We start from the raw sequence: 15522 nt of genomic DNA, 5'->3' as shown, positions 1-15522 counted from the left end.
TCCACGATCTTCCCACTAAAATATTTAGCACTCAAAATTATGTAATAATATAACATTTTATTGACAAGTGTTATATTATTACATAGTTTCCAAAATAATGAGCAACGATGGTATGAGTATGGATCTGCACTTTAAAAAAACAACATTAGGCTATGGGAATAGAATAGCGATTAAGGGTTTTTCAGCAAAGTTAAAAGCGGGTTCCTTGGTTGCAATAACGGGTGATAACGGCACTGGAAAATCAACATTGTTAAAGGCCATCGCTGGATTGATTAAGCCTCTTAAGGGGAAAATTACAAAACCCAAGAAAAGCCGCATTGCTTATCTTGCTCAGCAATGTGATATCGACCAAACATTTCCCATTGATGTGACAACGCTTATCAAAACAGGATTATGGTCCTTTTGTGGATTATGGAAAAACCAGCGCCCTTATGATTCTAAGATTCAGAATGCGCTTGAAATGGTTGGACTCACAACACTCGCCACCCGTTCACTTGAAACATTATCAGGTGGGCAATTACAGCGCGCCCTTTTTGCACGTATCATTGTACAAGATGCCGATATCATCTTGCTCGATGAACCTTTCAATGGTATCGACCGCAATACTCAAAAAGACCTTCTTGCACTGATCACGTACTGGAAACAACAAGGACGTACAGTTCTCACAGCACTTCATGACCCTCTCATCGTGCAAGAATTTTTTCCTCAAATGATTCAAATTAATCAACAAAATGCCTTTTATGGAGAAACAACACAGTTTCTCGACAATACCATTCACCACGTTATGCCCCCCCTCTCCTCCGACTCTTTGTGTTTTAATACACAAAAGCACCTCTCTCCTATTCATGATTCTCTCTTTCTTAGGTTATAAGACGTGTATGCATTTTTTTTTGCCCCCTTTGTTGATTTCCACTTTATGCAAAGCGCCCTTATCGGCTCAATTCTTCTGTCTATTAGCGCTTGTCCTGTTGGTGTATTTTTGATGCTCCGTGGAATGAGTTTGACGGGAGATGCTATCTCTCATGCCATTCTTCCTGGTGTTGCAACGGCTTTTTTCATTTGCGGTTTCTCCCTTATATCTATGACACTTGGTGGTATTTTTGCTGGCATTATTGTTGCTTTAGCAACCGTTTTAATTTCACGAAATAGCTTTCAGAAAGAAGATGCATCTATGACCGTCTTTTATCTTATTGCACTTGCAGCAGGTGTCATTATTATCTCATTGAAAAATTCAACCATTGAACTGCTTCATCTCTTATTTGGATCGGTTCTTGCAATTGATACACAGGCTCTTTGGTTGATCACTCTCATAATGTTGATCACACTTTGCTGCCTTTTTATTTTTTGGCGTGCACTTGTCTTAGAAAGCTTTGACCCCCTCTTTTTTAAATCACTCTCTCCATTGAGTAAATATATTCATATTTCGTTGCTTGGACTTGTGGTGTTGAATCTGGTTGGAGGCTTTCAATCCCTAGGAACATTACTTTCCGTTGGCATTATGATGATTCCAGCAATTACAGCCCGTTTTTGGTTTTCACGCTTAGTTCCTATTTGTGTGCTTTCTATTCTTTTTGGCATCATTTCTAGCGTATGTGGTCTCTTGCTTTCTTTTCATCTCTCACTGCCCTCTGGCCCTGCTATCATCATTGCCGCAGGATTTATTTACCTTATTTCCTGCCTCATAAGCCCACGCGGTTTTATTGTAACATGGTTTCCCCATCTCTTTTATACTTCCTCATTTTAAGAAAAAAATTATGTCTCAATTTACTCACAAATTTGTTCTGCTTACTGCTTTATTGTTTGTCCTTTTTCCCTTTTCTGCTTCTGCACACAATAAAATACAAGTTGTTGCAAGCTTTTCTATTCTTGCCGATCTCGTAAAAAATGTAGGAGGCAACAATATCTCTATGACCACTTTTGTAGGACCCAATGCGAATACCCACACTTATGAACCTACGCCTCATGATGCTCAAGCTCTTAAAAACGCTCGGATTATTTTTATCAACGGACTTCATTTAGAAGGGTTCATTGACCGTCTCATCACAGCCAGCGGTACAAAAGCACTTCTTGTCAAGGTTAGTGCTAATATTCCTCCCCTCGAAATGAAAAATCAAGAATATGACGCCCATCACCACCATCACAGCATTATTGATCCGCATGCTTGGCAAACAATTCCCAATGTCGAAATCTATGTGAAGAATATCGCTGCTGCTTTTTGCAAAATTGATCCACAATCTTGTACGCGCTATAATAAAAATGCTGAAACCTACATCAAAAAGCTTCAAACAGCACAAGATACCCTAAAAACAAAAATTGCTACCCTCCCTCAAGATAAACGTATCATTATCACATCTCATGATGCTTTTGGCTATTTTGCCAAGGAATATGGCTTCACTATCCTTGCCCCCCAAAGCGCTTCAACAGAAGCTGAAGCAACTGCAGCTGATGTTGCTAAACTGATAAAACAAATTAAAGCGAATAAGGCAGCAGCATTGTTCGTTGAAAATATTTCTAATCCTCGTCTCATCAAACAAATTTCAAAAGAAACAGGTTTAAAAATTGGTGGAACACTTTATTCTGATGCATTATCAGACGAAAATGGCCCTGCCGCAACGTATCTCGATATGATGGAGCATAATGTAAATACCATCATTGATGCCATTACAAAACATTAAAAAATTTTTTATAGAAGAAAAAAGTTCATAAAATTATAAGGGGATTTATTACCTCATGGCACCCAAAGTGCGAGCATTATTATGCTATTTTCCAACGTTTCTTTTGCAATAATTCTTAATGCTTAAAATACTTCAATCAATGCATTGATTTATAATGATAATTTAGCGTCATTCATATTAAATTAGAACCCTGACTACCGTAAAATTCTCTTATTTCAAATCTGTTCTATGCTGAATCAATCAAAACCATTCGCTTGCAGATCACAAGCGGGGCTTGTGTGTGGGTAAAAACTGTATAAGAAAGGATTAAAAAATGGCTCTTATGAACCGTCTTAATGCAAGATCTGTCGCAACATTGGGGGCTGGCAAATAGAATGATGGTGCCAGCTTGTTACTTCACAAGCGTAAAGATGGGGGGCTCAATGGCTTTATCGTTATACCATTCATGGTCAGCGTCGTGAAATGGGCTTGAGTGTATTAAGAGATGTCTCTTGAAAACAAGCCCGTAAACTAAACCAATGGCGTTCTGTTTTACGCGAAGGTCGTGACCCCATTAAAGAACGTAATAAACAAAAGCGTGAGGCAATAAGCAATCTTCATTATTGAAGGGATATTGCTCTAGATGCTTTTGAAAGTCGTAAAACTGAACTAAAGAATGATAGTAAAGATAAGGAAGCTGGTTTGCACCTTTACGCCTTCATAAGAAGCATTTTCAGTCCTTTTTTAATGTTTTTTATCCATACCGCTCTCTTCGCTTGTAACGGAAAGCGAATGGTTTTGATTGATTCAGCATAGAACAGATGTGAAATGAGGAAATTTTATGGAACTTGGAATTCTCACATGACACAAAAAACAGTGAATTATCATTATAAATCAATCTATTCTTGTTAAGTAAAACATACTACTCTTACACAATAAGCTATTCAGAATATCGTCCTGTTTTTTATGGTTAAAATAGATTTTTATATCACCGCTCAAAACTAAAAGATATGGGATACTTGACACCACCATTTGTGAAGAATTTTCTCTTTCTATTTTTTTTCATTCATTCTTTATAAGATATATAAACTATCTCATCAAAAGATTGATGATAAAATACTTTTCTAAATCAGAAAAAATGTGGTTAATAAATTGTTATCCATATTAATTTCAATGAGAGAACTTATTATATTTAAAAATAATATTCTTCTTACAGACCGTAAAAAGATAGAATTTCTTTATATGAGTGTTTCAACATTCTCGTGTTATGTGACAATGGGTCATACAAAAACTTTTAATTTTTTTAAGCTCATCGGTTAGATTCTGATTTTGTGAATGGAATCAAGAGAGCCAAAACACAACATTATCATGATACAGCATAAAAGAAAGGTTTGTCACATCAATTAATATTCACTTATTATTTGTTCGCTTTCCAGTGTTTTTGTTAAAGGTATGAAAATCTTGATGAGCAACAGTAAAACTTAGTTTTTGACCATAGTCGTGTGTCAAGCGTTCTTTTACTTCAATCGTAAAAATGATACCATTCCAGCGCGTTAAAACATGGCAACCTGTTCCGATCGGCTTGATAAGCTCAATTTGTGTGTGAAAGACAGGTCCTTTATTTGGATGTTCGCCCAATAAGATGATTTCAGGTCTGAAGGCTAAAAGATCAGTTTTTTCACCATAAGAAAATGAATGTCCTAAATGTTGTTCTAGGACATGACGATCAAGAAAATTCATAGGAGGAGAACCAATAAAGTCAGCAACAAATATTGTTGCTGGAGTGTCGTAAATTTCCATTGGTGTTCCAATTTGCTCGATAGCTCCTTTATTCAAAACGACTATTCTATCCGCTAATGTCATGGCTTCTAGTTGATCATGGGTAACATAAAGGCTGGTTGTTCCTAATGAACGCTGTAGTGTTTTTATTTCAATACACATTTGCGCCCGTAATTTTGCATCAAGATTTGAAAGAGGTTCATCAAAGAGAAAAACGCGAGGTTGACGTACAATCACACGCCCCATTGCAACACGCTGGCGTTGTCCTCCTGATAATTGTCGTGGTTTACGATCAAGAAATGGTTCTATCTCTAAAAGTTTTGCAGCATGTGCGATGCGTTTTTTTATTTCTTCTTTAGGGGTTTTACGATTTTTAAGACCATATTCTAAGTTTCCACGAACCGTCATATGGGGATAAAGGGCATAATTTTGAAAAACCATAGCAATATCACGATCAGCTGGTTCACGATCATTGATACGTTCGTTATCAATATGTAATTCACCCGAGGTGACTTGTTCAAGTCCTGCAATAATACGTAATAAGGTGGATTTTCCACACCCTGAAGGACCGACAAGAACAAGAAGTTCTTTATCGGCAACCGTTAAGTTTAAATCATCAATGACCAGAATGCCGTTGTCATACTGTTTTTTTATATTTGATAACTGGATTATGGCCACGATTACTTCTCCTACTTCTCCGTTTCAATAAGGCCTTTGATAAAAAGCCGCTGCATGAAAATAACAACAAGAACAGGTGGTACCATGGCAACGATCGATACTGCCATGAGTATATTCCATTGAGGATCATGTTGAAGTGATTCAACAATAAGTTGTTTTAAAATAATCAGGATCGTTTGATGATTTTGATCCGTTGTGATGATAAGAGGCCAAAGATATTGTATCCAACCATAAATAAACATAATGATAAATAAAGCAGCAATATTACTTTTGCTGAGAGGAAGGAGAATATCCTTAAAAAATTTAAATGGTCCTGCACCATCAACACGTGCCGCCTCTAAGAGTTCATCTGGAACAGTCAAAAAAAACTGACGAAATAAAAATGTAGCGGTTGCAGATGCAATAAGTGGAATAATCATTCCACTATAGCTGTCGATCATTCCCAATTTAGCAACAACCACATAGGTTGGAAGAATACGAACTTCGACAGGAAGCATTAATGTAACAAAAATAAGAACAAAAGCAGTTTTTCGGAAAGGAAAACGCATGTAGACAATAGCATAAGCAGACAAAAGTGAAATAATAATTTTCCCAATACTAATCCCAAGAGCCATAATAAGTGAATTCATTAAAAGTGGCCAAAGATTGGGCAAACCGCGCTGTGAAAGACCATTACCAAAGATTGTTTTATAATTTTCCAAAGCGTATTTCCCAGGTAAAAGAGGAAGTACTCCTGAGGTAAATGCTGCTGAACTATGCGTTGATGCAATGATAGCAACATAAACTGGAAAGCAAATAATGATGATACCAACAATAAGAGTTATATGGGTTAGAAATTTCAAAACAGGGCGATTTTCAACCATAATTTGTTTCCTAATATTGTACACGACGCTCAACCCAGCGAAACTGGATAAACGTTAAGACAATAACCATCAACATCAATAGTGTTGATTGTGCTGCTGATGCACCAATTATCTGATTTCTAAAGCCATCGTCATATACTTTATAAACGAGAATATTCGTTGCATGCGCAGGACCTCCAGAAGTCGTGTTATCAATAATACCAAAAGTATCAAACATAACATAATTGATATTGACGATAAGAAGGAAAAATGTTGTTGGCGAAATTTGTGGAAAAACAACAGTCCAAAATCGTTTAAAGGGACCAGCACCATCAATGGCTGCTGCTTCTATTTGAGAACGCGGAACGGACTGAAGACCTGTAAGAAAAAAGAGAAAATTGTAAGAAATCTGTTTCCAGCTAGCCGCAATAACAATAAGAAACATCGCTTGATTGCCATTAATACGATAATTCCATAAAACTCCTACTTTTTCGAGAAGAACAGGGATAATCCCAATAGTGGGATGAAAAATAAATAACCATAATATACCTGCCAATACTGGAGCAACAGCATAAGGCCAAAGCAAAAGCATTGTATAAGTCTTTTTTGCACGAATAACACGATCAACACAAACAGCTAAAATAAGCGATATTGTCATTGAAACGACAGTAACTGAAATGGAAAATACTGCGGTTGTAAGAAGTGATTTTAGATAAATAGAATCAGAAAGAACCGTTAGATAATTTTCAAAACCAATAAAGGTTGTTGTAAAGCCAAAAGGGTCTTCACGCTCAAAGGATGATTTTATTGCTTGAGCAGCAGGCCAGAAGAAAAACAAAAAAGTCACAAGAAGCTGAGGAAAAAGCAACCCATAAGAAAGGAGACTATTTCTAAAATATGCATGTTTTTCTTGCATTCGTAGAGCTCTTTAAATGTAGAGACTTAAAAAAAATAAACAAAAAGGACTCAACGATTTTTGTTGAGTCTTTAATGTTTAACAATAAAACGAAATTAATGATTGGATTTTTCAAATTCACGCAAGAGTTTATTTCCACGTTCAACGGTTTCATCTAAGCCATCTTTCGGTGTTTTTGAACCACGAAGAACAGCTTCCAACTCTTGATCAAGAATGGTACGGATTTGTGGTAAATTACCAAATCTTATACCTTTCGAGTTAACTGTTGGAGGATTAAGATTAATCTGTTTGATAGCGATATCAGCACCTGGCGTTTTTTCATAGAAATGTTGTTTTTTGCTCAATTCATAAGTCGCTTTTGTGGTTGGAAGATAACCTGTTTCCTGATGCCATTTTGCTTGATTTTCTGTTGTTGAAAGAAACTTAAGAAAAGCCGCTGCTCCAGCATATTCCTTTGGGGTATGGCCTTTAAATGCCCAAATGGAAGCTCCCCCAATAACTGAATTTTGTGGTGCTCCTTCTACATCCTTATAGTAAGGTAGCATACCAACCCCCACATCAAACTGAGCGTCAGAAACAATTCCAGCATATGATCCTGAAGATTGCATTAAAATCGCACAATTTTGTGCCATAAACATTGGCGTTGAATCTAGCGCGCCAGCAGGACCACCATAGCGGAAAATACCTTGATCAAACCACTTTTTCAGGTCAGCCCACATACGCACTTGTAAAGGTCCATTAAATGTAAGTTCTGAATCAAACCCTTTAAAGCCATTTTCTTTCGTTCCAAAAGGAATATTATGCAACGCTGAAAAGTTTTCTATACCAATCCATTGAGCGGCATAAGTCATTGTAAAACCACACCTTGCTGCTTTAGTCTCAAGAATTTTTTTGGAAAAATCTTCTATATCCTGCCACGTTTTAGGAGGCTGTTCTGGATCAAGCCCTGCTTTTTTGAAGATATCTTTGTTATAATAAAGGATCGCTGTTGAAATATTGAAAGGCATAGAAACCATACGCCCCTGTGCATCGGAATAATAACCACTAATAGCAGGAAAATAATCTGTAGGATCGAACTCTTGTTTTGTGTCAGCCATAAGTTGATAAAATGGATAGATCGCACCTTTTGCGGCCATCATAGTTCCAGTACCAACGTCATAAATTTGGGCCAGCACTGGCTGTTTCTTTCCACGAAATGCTGCAATGAGTGAAATCAAACCTTCTTCATACTCACCGCGATATGAAGAAATAACTTTATATTCAGATTGACTTGCATTAAAATCATTAACGAGGCTTTCAGTTTGCTTTCCTAGTTCACCACTCATAGAATGCCAAAAGCTGATTTTTGTCTGCGCGAAACCTTCTGTTATCCCTGCTGTTGTTATTACGATAGCAGCTGTGGCTACTATGGAAAGATAAAAACGACTCATGGTTCACCCTTTCTGAAGTGATGGAATACAAACTACCCCTAAATCTATAGCATCACACATGAACATGCCATGCCGATTTTATTATAAAAATATGTTGGTTCATTTAAACAGTAACCACCAAAAGGTCAAATGAATTTGTTTAGATTTATTCGTTTTCTTTTATAAGCTTTCTTATGTATTCATGAATCATTCGTTTGTAACTATTTGAAAAAATGAGAAGATTTAAATAAACAAGGTAATAGGTAAAACGATATAGATCGTAAATGTCATTTAATGACTATTGTAATATCTGAATTTACTTTTTTAAAAAAGAGTTGTTTATTCTTTTGTTATTTGTCTTATAACTTTTGACTTATAACTTTAAAATGGTATTGATAATGCCTTTAAGAAAGAAATAGACTTTTTCTTAAAATGAAGAAAATTATTTTGGAGTATTTAATGGTCTCCTTTCCTGTCATGAGGTCATACTCTTCATGCAGAACAAAACGGCGTTGTATTACCAAATTTTCATTCTGTAAAAAATATTCAATACATCCCCATCCATTTCATAAACGCTCCTATGAAATGGGACATTAAAGTCCCTCCACTCAAAGTGTATAAAACTTTTTGCACACCATCATTTTTATACTTCAAAAAGTGTAAAACAGCACCACTATATGCCCCCTAATGCTTCAACAAGTCTTGCATTTGAGAGCGTTTAAATGAAAATTTTATTCTTTTCTCAGGCGTTGTTTATCCACACACCAAATCTACTTGTAATGTGCAAGCGAATGACTTTGACTGATTCATTGTAAAAAGATTTGAAATGAGAGAACCTAACATATTAAGGCTTTTCATTTAATATGAAAATATTAATTATCATTATAAATTATTGTGTTATTGTTACGTGTAAGAAAATATTTCTTGTTTTCTTCCATTAAGCTAGCTTTATCAAGGTACAAGGATTTCTTTTATAAAGTGATATTTTTTACCTTTGTGCTCGCAATTGCAATGCAAGATCAGGTTGATCTGTCGTAATATAATGTACAGGCATATCAAGCCAATGTGATAACCGAGCTTTCCCATTAATTGTCCATACCCCTACAGTAAAACCAGACTCAAGAGCTGATTCAATAAAGTCCTGTGAAACAATAGAGCCATTTAAACTTAGATCAGAATACCCCAATTGTTTCCATTCAGAAAAATGACGATACATATCACCTTCAAAATTATCAACACATGGACCAGATGGTATTCCTGCTTCAATAAAAGGACGAAGAACCAAAGGATCAAAACTGATAGCAGAAACCCGTTCTGATAAATTTCGACTTTTTATGAGTGCAAGTGCTTTTTGGGATAATATTGTTTCACGCTCCACTTCACCACATGTTTTGATTTCAAGATGCAATGCAACATTAGTTGGTGCTAAAAGATCAAGAACTTCTTCTAATAAAGGTGGGGCTTCTCGGCTTCCTTTCACACAGAGTTGTTTGCGTGTTTCATTATCAATGTCATGAATATACCCCTTTTTGCCAACCAATTGATCTAAACTGAAATCGTGAAAAACAACTACTTCACCGCTTTTCAGTAAATGAACGTCGCATTCAACTTCATCAACGCTTAACGCTATAGCGTTATTAAATGCTGAAAGAGTATTTTCAGGATAAAGATGTGCACCACCACGGTGTGCAACAATTTTTTTCTCAGACATGCAATTTCACACTTCTTAGTCTTAAATAATATTGATCAATTTTAAATGGCATTGGCTCTAAATAATATGAGCGGACAGGCTTTCAGATAAAGCTTTATATCATATGAGATGTGTACAATCATTTTTTATGATTTTTTATACTTTTCAAAATATCAAGTTCTCAGTCATACGTTATTTTTACAAGGCTTATTCTTCATTTCAATTATTCCCATTCAATGGTACCAGGAGGCTTTGAGGTTACATCATAAACAACACGATTAATTCCTCTAACTTCGTTAATAATGCGTGATGCTGTCTTACTCAAAAATGCCATATCATAGGGATAAAAATCAGCGGTCATTCCATCGACAGATGTGACCGCGCGAAGCGCACAAACAAATTCATACGTGCGACTATCCCCCATCACTCCAACAGTCTGGACAGGAAGAAGGACAGCAAAAGCTTGCCAAATTTCATCATAAAGACCAGCCTTACGGATTTCCTCAAGATAAATGGAATCTGCTTCACGTAAAATTTCTAATTTTTCGCGTGTGACGACACCTGGACACCGAATTGCAAGGCCGGGGCCTGGGAAAGGATGGCGACCAATAAACTGCTCTGGAAGCCCTAACTCTCGCCCTAGCGAGCGAACCTCATCCTTAAAAAGCTCACGCAACGGTTCTACGAGTTTCATATTCATCTGTTCTGGTAACCCCCCCACATTATGATGGCTTTTAATGGTTACCGATTCACCAATAGCTGATACACTCTCAATAACATCTGGATAAAGTGTTCCTTGAGCTAAAAACTCTGCACCTCCTATTTTTTTTGTTTCTTCTTCAAAAACTTCAATAAAAAGACGCCCTATTGTTTTGCGCTTTTTTTCTGGATCTGTCTCACCTTCTAAAGCATTAAGAAATATATCGGCAGCATTAACATGAATAAGCTCTATGTTATAGTGATCGCGGAATAATGTAAGTACTTCCTGAGCCTCATTCTTACGCATCAATCCATGATCGACCAAAATGCATGTCAATTGATCTCCTACGGCTTCATGAAGAAGTACCGCTACAACAGATGAATCAACCCCACCTGAAAGACCACAAATCACACGACTTTTCCCAACTTTTTGTCGTATTGTCGCAATTGCCTGCTCACGATAAGAAGCCATTGACCAATTGCTTTTAATAGCTGAGATCTTATGAACAAAATTTTGCAAAAGTTTTGTACCATCCGGTGTATGAATAACTTCAGGATGAAATTGTACCGCATAAAAATGTCTTTTTTCATCCGCAATAGCCGCATAGGGAGCTCCTTTTGAAGTTCCTATGACACGAAAACCTTCTGGTAAAGCTGCCACACGGTCGCCGTGACTCATCCATACTTGATAATGAGATCCTTTTTCCCACACGCCATCAAAAAGTGCACTCTTCTCTTGTACTTCCAAAAAAGCGCGTCCAAATTCACGCTCATGTCCTGCTTCAACCTTTCCTCCAAGCTGAACACACATAACTTGCTCACCATAGCAAATACCAAGAATCGGAATACCAGTCTCAAAAATTTCCTTCGGAGCACGTGGTGAACCTTCATCCATAACGGAATAAGGACTTCCTGATAAAATAACAGCTTTAGGATTTACGCGGCGCACAGCTTTTAAAGCCAATTGAAAAGGAACAATTTCACAATATACCCCCATTGCTCGCACTCGCCGTGCAATAAGTTGTGTTACTTGTGAACCAAAATCAATAATAAGAACAGTGTCTAGATGTGATATGCTCATAGAAAACCAATCAACAATTGTAAAAGAGAACTTATGAGAGTTATGATTCAATCTTTCTCTTTTCACAAGCCTGTTTTCTTGGGAAAAAGATTATTCTCGTAAAATTTATGATAAAAAATGCAAAAATATGGGTCAATGTTTTTTTTGCAACACAGATAAAAAGAAACCATCTGTTTGTGTTGTTGCAGGTGATAAAGTCAGTCCATAATTTGAAAAGACTGGTTGCACAGGAGAAAAACTAAAATGTTTCTGCCAAAGTGCCTGCACATCTATGGGATAAAAATGAGAATGTTGTTGAAGAAAATGGGAAATTTGTTCCTCATTTTCATCTGCGAAAAGAGAACAGGTAATATAAATTAAGCGCCCATTTGGCTTAAGATAATCTATCGCTTCATTCAAAATAGCCCTCTGTTCTTTTTGGCGTTGTTTTACTTGCCCTAATGTTAAACGCCATTTCGCATCTGGACGACGACGCCATGTCCCAGACCCACTACAGGGTGCGTCTAATAGAACTCTATCCATCTGGCCTATTAATGGTTTCAATTCTTCTTTTTGTGCTCGTGTTTGTACATTACGAACACCAGCGCGTCGAAGACGATCAAAAATAGGCGCTAAACGCGCTTTATCGGAATCATAAGCATAAATTTGCCCACGATTGTTCATATCGGAAGCTAAAGCCAATGTCTTTCCACCAGCTCCTGCACAATAATCCAATACTTGCATACCTTCTTGTGCTTCAACAAGATGAGCAACAATCTGAGATCCTAAATCCTGTATTTCAAAATATCCTTTTTGAAACGCAGGTTCAACTTGAATATTGGGATGACGGTTAAACTTTTCAATCGGTGCAATTCTTAAAGCTTGCTGAAACCACGGCAAAGACTGAAGTTTGATCCTTGCTAACTCTTTCAGCACCTTTTCTGGTGTTGCCTTTAGGCTATTTACCCGTAGATCTAAAGAAGGACGCATTGCTAACGCTGCAGCTTCAGTGATCCAATTATCACCAAATAAAGGAAAAAGATGTGCTTGACACCATTGAGGTATATCACCACGAATATAGTCTGGTGCATCCACTAATTGCCGTTCTTGCCATGATTTGCGCTGTTTATCCTCTAATAACTGCGGTGCAAACCGATCTTCTTCTAACGCACTGTCAATTTGCCCCAGCGTCATTTTTCCTGTATCTAATAAGGCAGCAAAAACAATATCCCGAATATCATCACTCTCCATACGCCATTGTAAAGAATATCGTCGTCTTAAAACATCATAAACGATTGTACCAATGGCTGCACGATCACTGGCTCCTGCAAAGCGATGAGAAAGCCCCCAATCCTTTAAAGCTTCTGCTACGGGGCGATGCCTCATGTCTATCTCTTTGAGAACGTCTATTGCTGCTTGCAAACGCCCACCTAATCGCATTTATTTCTCCCATTAAAACAATAATATTATCTTCTTATTGCCAATGAAACCTGTTCAAAGCTATCAAAAATTTACATTCACTTTTAAAATGAGCTGAGCATACCTCTTTATAAAATCCAATTTAGTGAATCTAGATTTTTCCTTTCATTTTCTGTCTATTGGCTTTTTATCCTTCTAAAATACATAAAATCCTCTTACACTAAAAGATACGTTACCATCCATAAAGAATTTCTTGTCGCCATGCATTATGCAAAAAAACAAATTCTTTTATTATTGTGTAAAATGAAATTTTTTCGACTTATATAAATAATAGGAAAACTCAAATATCTTTCATCTTGAACATATTATCCTCCTGAAAAAATAAAAAAAGCTTCTAACAAGATGAGACAACCTCATCTTACTCTCAACAAAAAATTAACTTTTTAGAAAATACTTGGAACCACTATTTGGCATGACCGTTTTTACTGTGCTGGCAACTGCCAGACAATTTAAAAGGAGAAAATAATGACTTATAATAATGGAAAAACAACTTCATCTAAAAGCCGTCATAATACAATGCCCTCAAACAATGGAAAGAAATCCATCCAAGGTGATCAGACAAACACTCGCCAACGTGCGTCAAAGACGGAACGCAAGACAACAAAAAGTTAGTTTTAACTTTATATAATTTACTTCACATAGTCTCAACAGAAAGAATTAGGGTGTTAGCCTCTAATTCTTTCCTTTTCTGGAGTATTGTATCAAACCACAAACGGAAAAAAGAACCATCTCTTTTTCTTGTTCTTGGAATATTTTACATCTATGCGACCTGACGCTAAGCTCTTATTCCTTCAAACGGGGCCTCGATAGTTTGGACTCTCCCGTGTGATAGAAACATCATGCGTATGACTTTCATGGAGTCCCGCATTGGTAATACGAACAAACGTTGCTTTTTCACGAAACTCTACGAGATCTTTTGCCCCAACATACCCCATCGAAGCACGCAATCCACCAGCAAGCTGATGTAAAACTGATGCTATAGGGCCTTTATAGGCTACTTGACCCTCTACGCCTTCAGGAACCAACTTCAATTCATCACGAACGTCATCTTGAAAATAGCGATCTGCTGATCCTCGTGCCATAGCACCAACAGATCCCATACCGCGATAGGCTTTAAAAGATCGACCTTGATAGAGATAAACTTCACCAGGACTTTCTTCTGTACCCGCTAAAAGAGAACCGATCATCGCTGCACAAGCCCCACCCGCTAAAGCTTTAGCAAAATCACCCGATGCTTTGATCCCACCATCTGCTATGATGGGAATACCTGCTTTTTCAGCAACTTCTGCTGCATTCATAATAGCTGCAAGTTGAGGGACACCGACACCAGCAACAATACGCGTTGTACAAATAGAACCAGGACCAATACCAACTTTGACCGCATCTGCACCACTGTCAATCAATGCTTGCGTTGCTTGAGCGGTCGCGACATTCCCAGCGATAACAGCTGGAGAGGAAGCCATCTTTTTAATCCGTTCAACAGTTTCTAGCACACGCTGAGAATGTCCATGCGCTGTATCAATGACCAATACATCAACACCTGCGTCAATAAGGCGTTCAGCACGTTCAATCCCATCGTTCCCAACACTACTCGCTGCCGCAGCACGCAAACGCCCTTGAGAATCTTTCGCCGCATTCGGATTTAATTTTGCTTTTTCAATATCCTTAACTGTTATCAAGCCGACACAACAATTTTGTTCATCTACAACCAATAATTTTTCAATACGGTGATGATGTAAAAGATATTTTGCTTCACTCAGTTGAACATTTTCACGCACTGTGATCAAATTTTCATGCGTCATTAATTCATAAATTTTTTGTTTTGGATCCGATGCAAAACGAACATCTCTATTGGTCAAAATGCCAACAAGCCGTCCCGCTTTCTCACCTTTAACATTATTTTCAACAACCGGAATACCTGAAATGCCATGAAAGCGCATTAAAGCTTTCGCTTCTTCAAGTGTTGCATCAGGTCCAATTGTGACTGGATTAACAACCATACCAGATTCAAACTTTTTTACCTGGCGAACTTCTTCTGCCTGTTCAGTAGGAGACATATTACGATGAATAACCCCAAGACCACCAGCTTGCGCCATAGCAATTGCCAAACGCGATTCTGTTACTGTATCCATTGCAGCGGAAAGTAATGGCAAATTGAGATTAATATCAGCTGCAATACGCGTCCTAAGATCCACTTGACTAGGCATAACAAGAGAATGACCGGGCTGCAAAAGTACATCATCAAAAGTCAGCGCCAATGCCCCTGTTCCCGTTTCAACAATCTTTGCCATAGCAAAATTCCTTTTATAATAAAAC

At 37.4% G+C, this 15522-nt stretch carries 12 protein-coding genes and 1 pseudogene; 5 read left to right on the top strand and 8 right to left on the bottom strand.

What is annotated here, in order from left to right; all coding sequences use genetic code 11:
* The first annotated feature begins 118 nt into the window (after positions 1-118).
* From B5V81_RS00315 to B5V81_RS08655, 4 genes and pseudogenes are all read left to right on the top strand, one after another.
* Positions 119-871 (top strand): ABC transporter ATP-binding protein, encoded by a 753-nt coding sequence (locus B5V81_RS00315; RefSeq protein ID WP_212111410.1) that lies wholly within the window; start codon positions 119-121, stop codon positions 869-871.
* A 3-nt stretch (positions 872-874) separates the two neighbouring features.
* A complete protein-coding gene (locus B5V81_RS00310; protein WP_212111092.1) occupies positions 875-1744 on the top strand; it encodes a metal ABC transporter permease in 870 nt (289 codons plus the stop codon).
* A gap of 10 nt (positions 1745-1754) precedes the next feature.
* Positions 1755-2675 carry a metal ABC transporter solute-binding protein, Zn/Mn family gene (locus B5V81_RS00305; protein ID WP_212111090.1) on the top strand — a complete coding sequence of 307 codons (921 nt, stop codon included), beginning with the start codon at positions 1755-1757 and terminating at the stop codon, positions 2673-2675.
* A 388-nt stretch (positions 2676-3063) separates the two neighbouring features.
* Positions 3064-3376: pseudogene (locus tag B5V81_RS08655) on the top strand (Arm DNA-binding domain-containing protein); the annotation flags it as partial.
* A gap of 688 nt (positions 3377-4064) precedes the next feature.
* On the opposite strand, the gene B5V81_RS00295 reads toward B5V81_RS08655, so the two are convergent.
* The 7 genes from B5V81_RS00295 to B5V81_RS00265 form a co-directional block, all read right to left on the bottom strand.
* Positions 4065-5111 carry a sn-glycerol-3-phosphate import ATP-binding protein UgpC gene (locus B5V81_RS00295; protein WP_212111088.1) on the bottom strand — a complete coding sequence of 349 codons (1047 nt, stop codon included), beginning with the start codon at positions 5109-5111 and terminating at the stop codon, positions 4065-4067.
* An 11-nt stretch (positions 5112-5122) separates the two neighbouring features.
* Positions 5123-5974, bottom strand: a complete 852-nt coding sequence (ugpE, locus tag B5V81_RS00290) for a sn-glycerol-3-phosphate ABC transporter permease UgpE (RefSeq protein ID WP_212111085.1) — start codon at positions 5972-5974, stop codon at positions 5123-5125.
* 10 nt (positions 5975-5984) lie between these two features.
* A complete protein-coding gene (gene ugpA / locus B5V81_RS00285) occupies positions 5985-6869 on the bottom strand; it encodes a sn-glycerol-3-phosphate ABC transporter permease UgpA (RefSeq protein ID WP_212111083.1) in 885 nt (294 codons plus the stop codon).
* Positions 6870-6964: 95 nt separating this feature from the next.
* Complete coding sequence (gene ugpB / locus B5V81_RS00280; RefSeq protein WP_212111081.1) at positions 6965-8299, bottom strand: sn-glycerol-3-phosphate ABC transporter substrate-binding protein UgpB; 1335 nt, start codon at positions 8297-8299, stop codon at positions 6965-6967.
* Positions 8300-9266: 967 nt separating this feature from the next.
* Positions 9267-9989 carry a glycerophosphodiester phosphodiesterase gene (locus B5V81_RS00275; RefSeq protein ID WP_212111080.1) on the bottom strand — a complete coding sequence of 241 codons (723 nt, stop codon included), beginning with the start codon at positions 9987-9989 and terminating at the stop codon, positions 9267-9269.
* 202 nt (positions 9990-10191) lie between these two features.
* Positions 10192-11748, bottom strand: a complete 1557-nt coding sequence (gene guaA, locus B5V81_RS00270; protein ID WP_212111408.1) for a glutamine-hydrolyzing GMP synthase — start codon at positions 11746-11748, stop codon at positions 10192-10194.
* 132 nt (positions 11749-11880) lie between these two features.
* Positions 11881-13167: an RsmB/NOP family class I SAM-dependent RNA methyltransferase gene (locus B5V81_RS00265; RefSeq protein ID WP_212111078.1), complete on the bottom strand. Its 1287-nt coding sequence runs from the start codon at positions 13165-13167 to the stop codon at positions 11881-11883.
* A 504-nt stretch (positions 13168-13671) separates the two neighbouring features.
* On the opposite strand from B5V81_RS00265, the gene B5V81_RS00260 reads away from it, so the two are divergent.
* Complete coding sequence (locus B5V81_RS00260) at positions 13672-13818, top strand: hypothetical protein (protein WP_212111077.1); 147 nt, start codon at positions 13672-13674, stop codon at positions 13816-13818.
* Positions 13819-13997: 179 nt separating this feature from the next.
* Here B5V81_RS00260 and guaB read toward each other — a convergent pair whose 3' ends face one another.
* Positions 13998-15497 carry an IMP dehydrogenase gene (gene guaB, locus B5V81_RS00255; protein WP_212111074.1) on the bottom strand — a complete coding sequence of 500 codons (1500 nt, stop codon included), beginning with the start codon at positions 15495-15497 and terminating at the stop codon, positions 13998-14000.
* Between the last annotated feature and the right edge of the window lie 25 nt (positions 15498-15522).

This window comes from Bartonella queenslandensis, from assembly GCF_018155095.1.
GTDB lineage: Bacteria > Pseudomonadota > Alphaproteobacteria > Rhizobiales > Rhizobiaceae > Bartonella > Bartonella queenslandensis_B.
The sequence above is the reverse complement of the archived record's forward strand: the minus strand, read 5'-3'. Positions and strand labels throughout refer to the sequence as shown.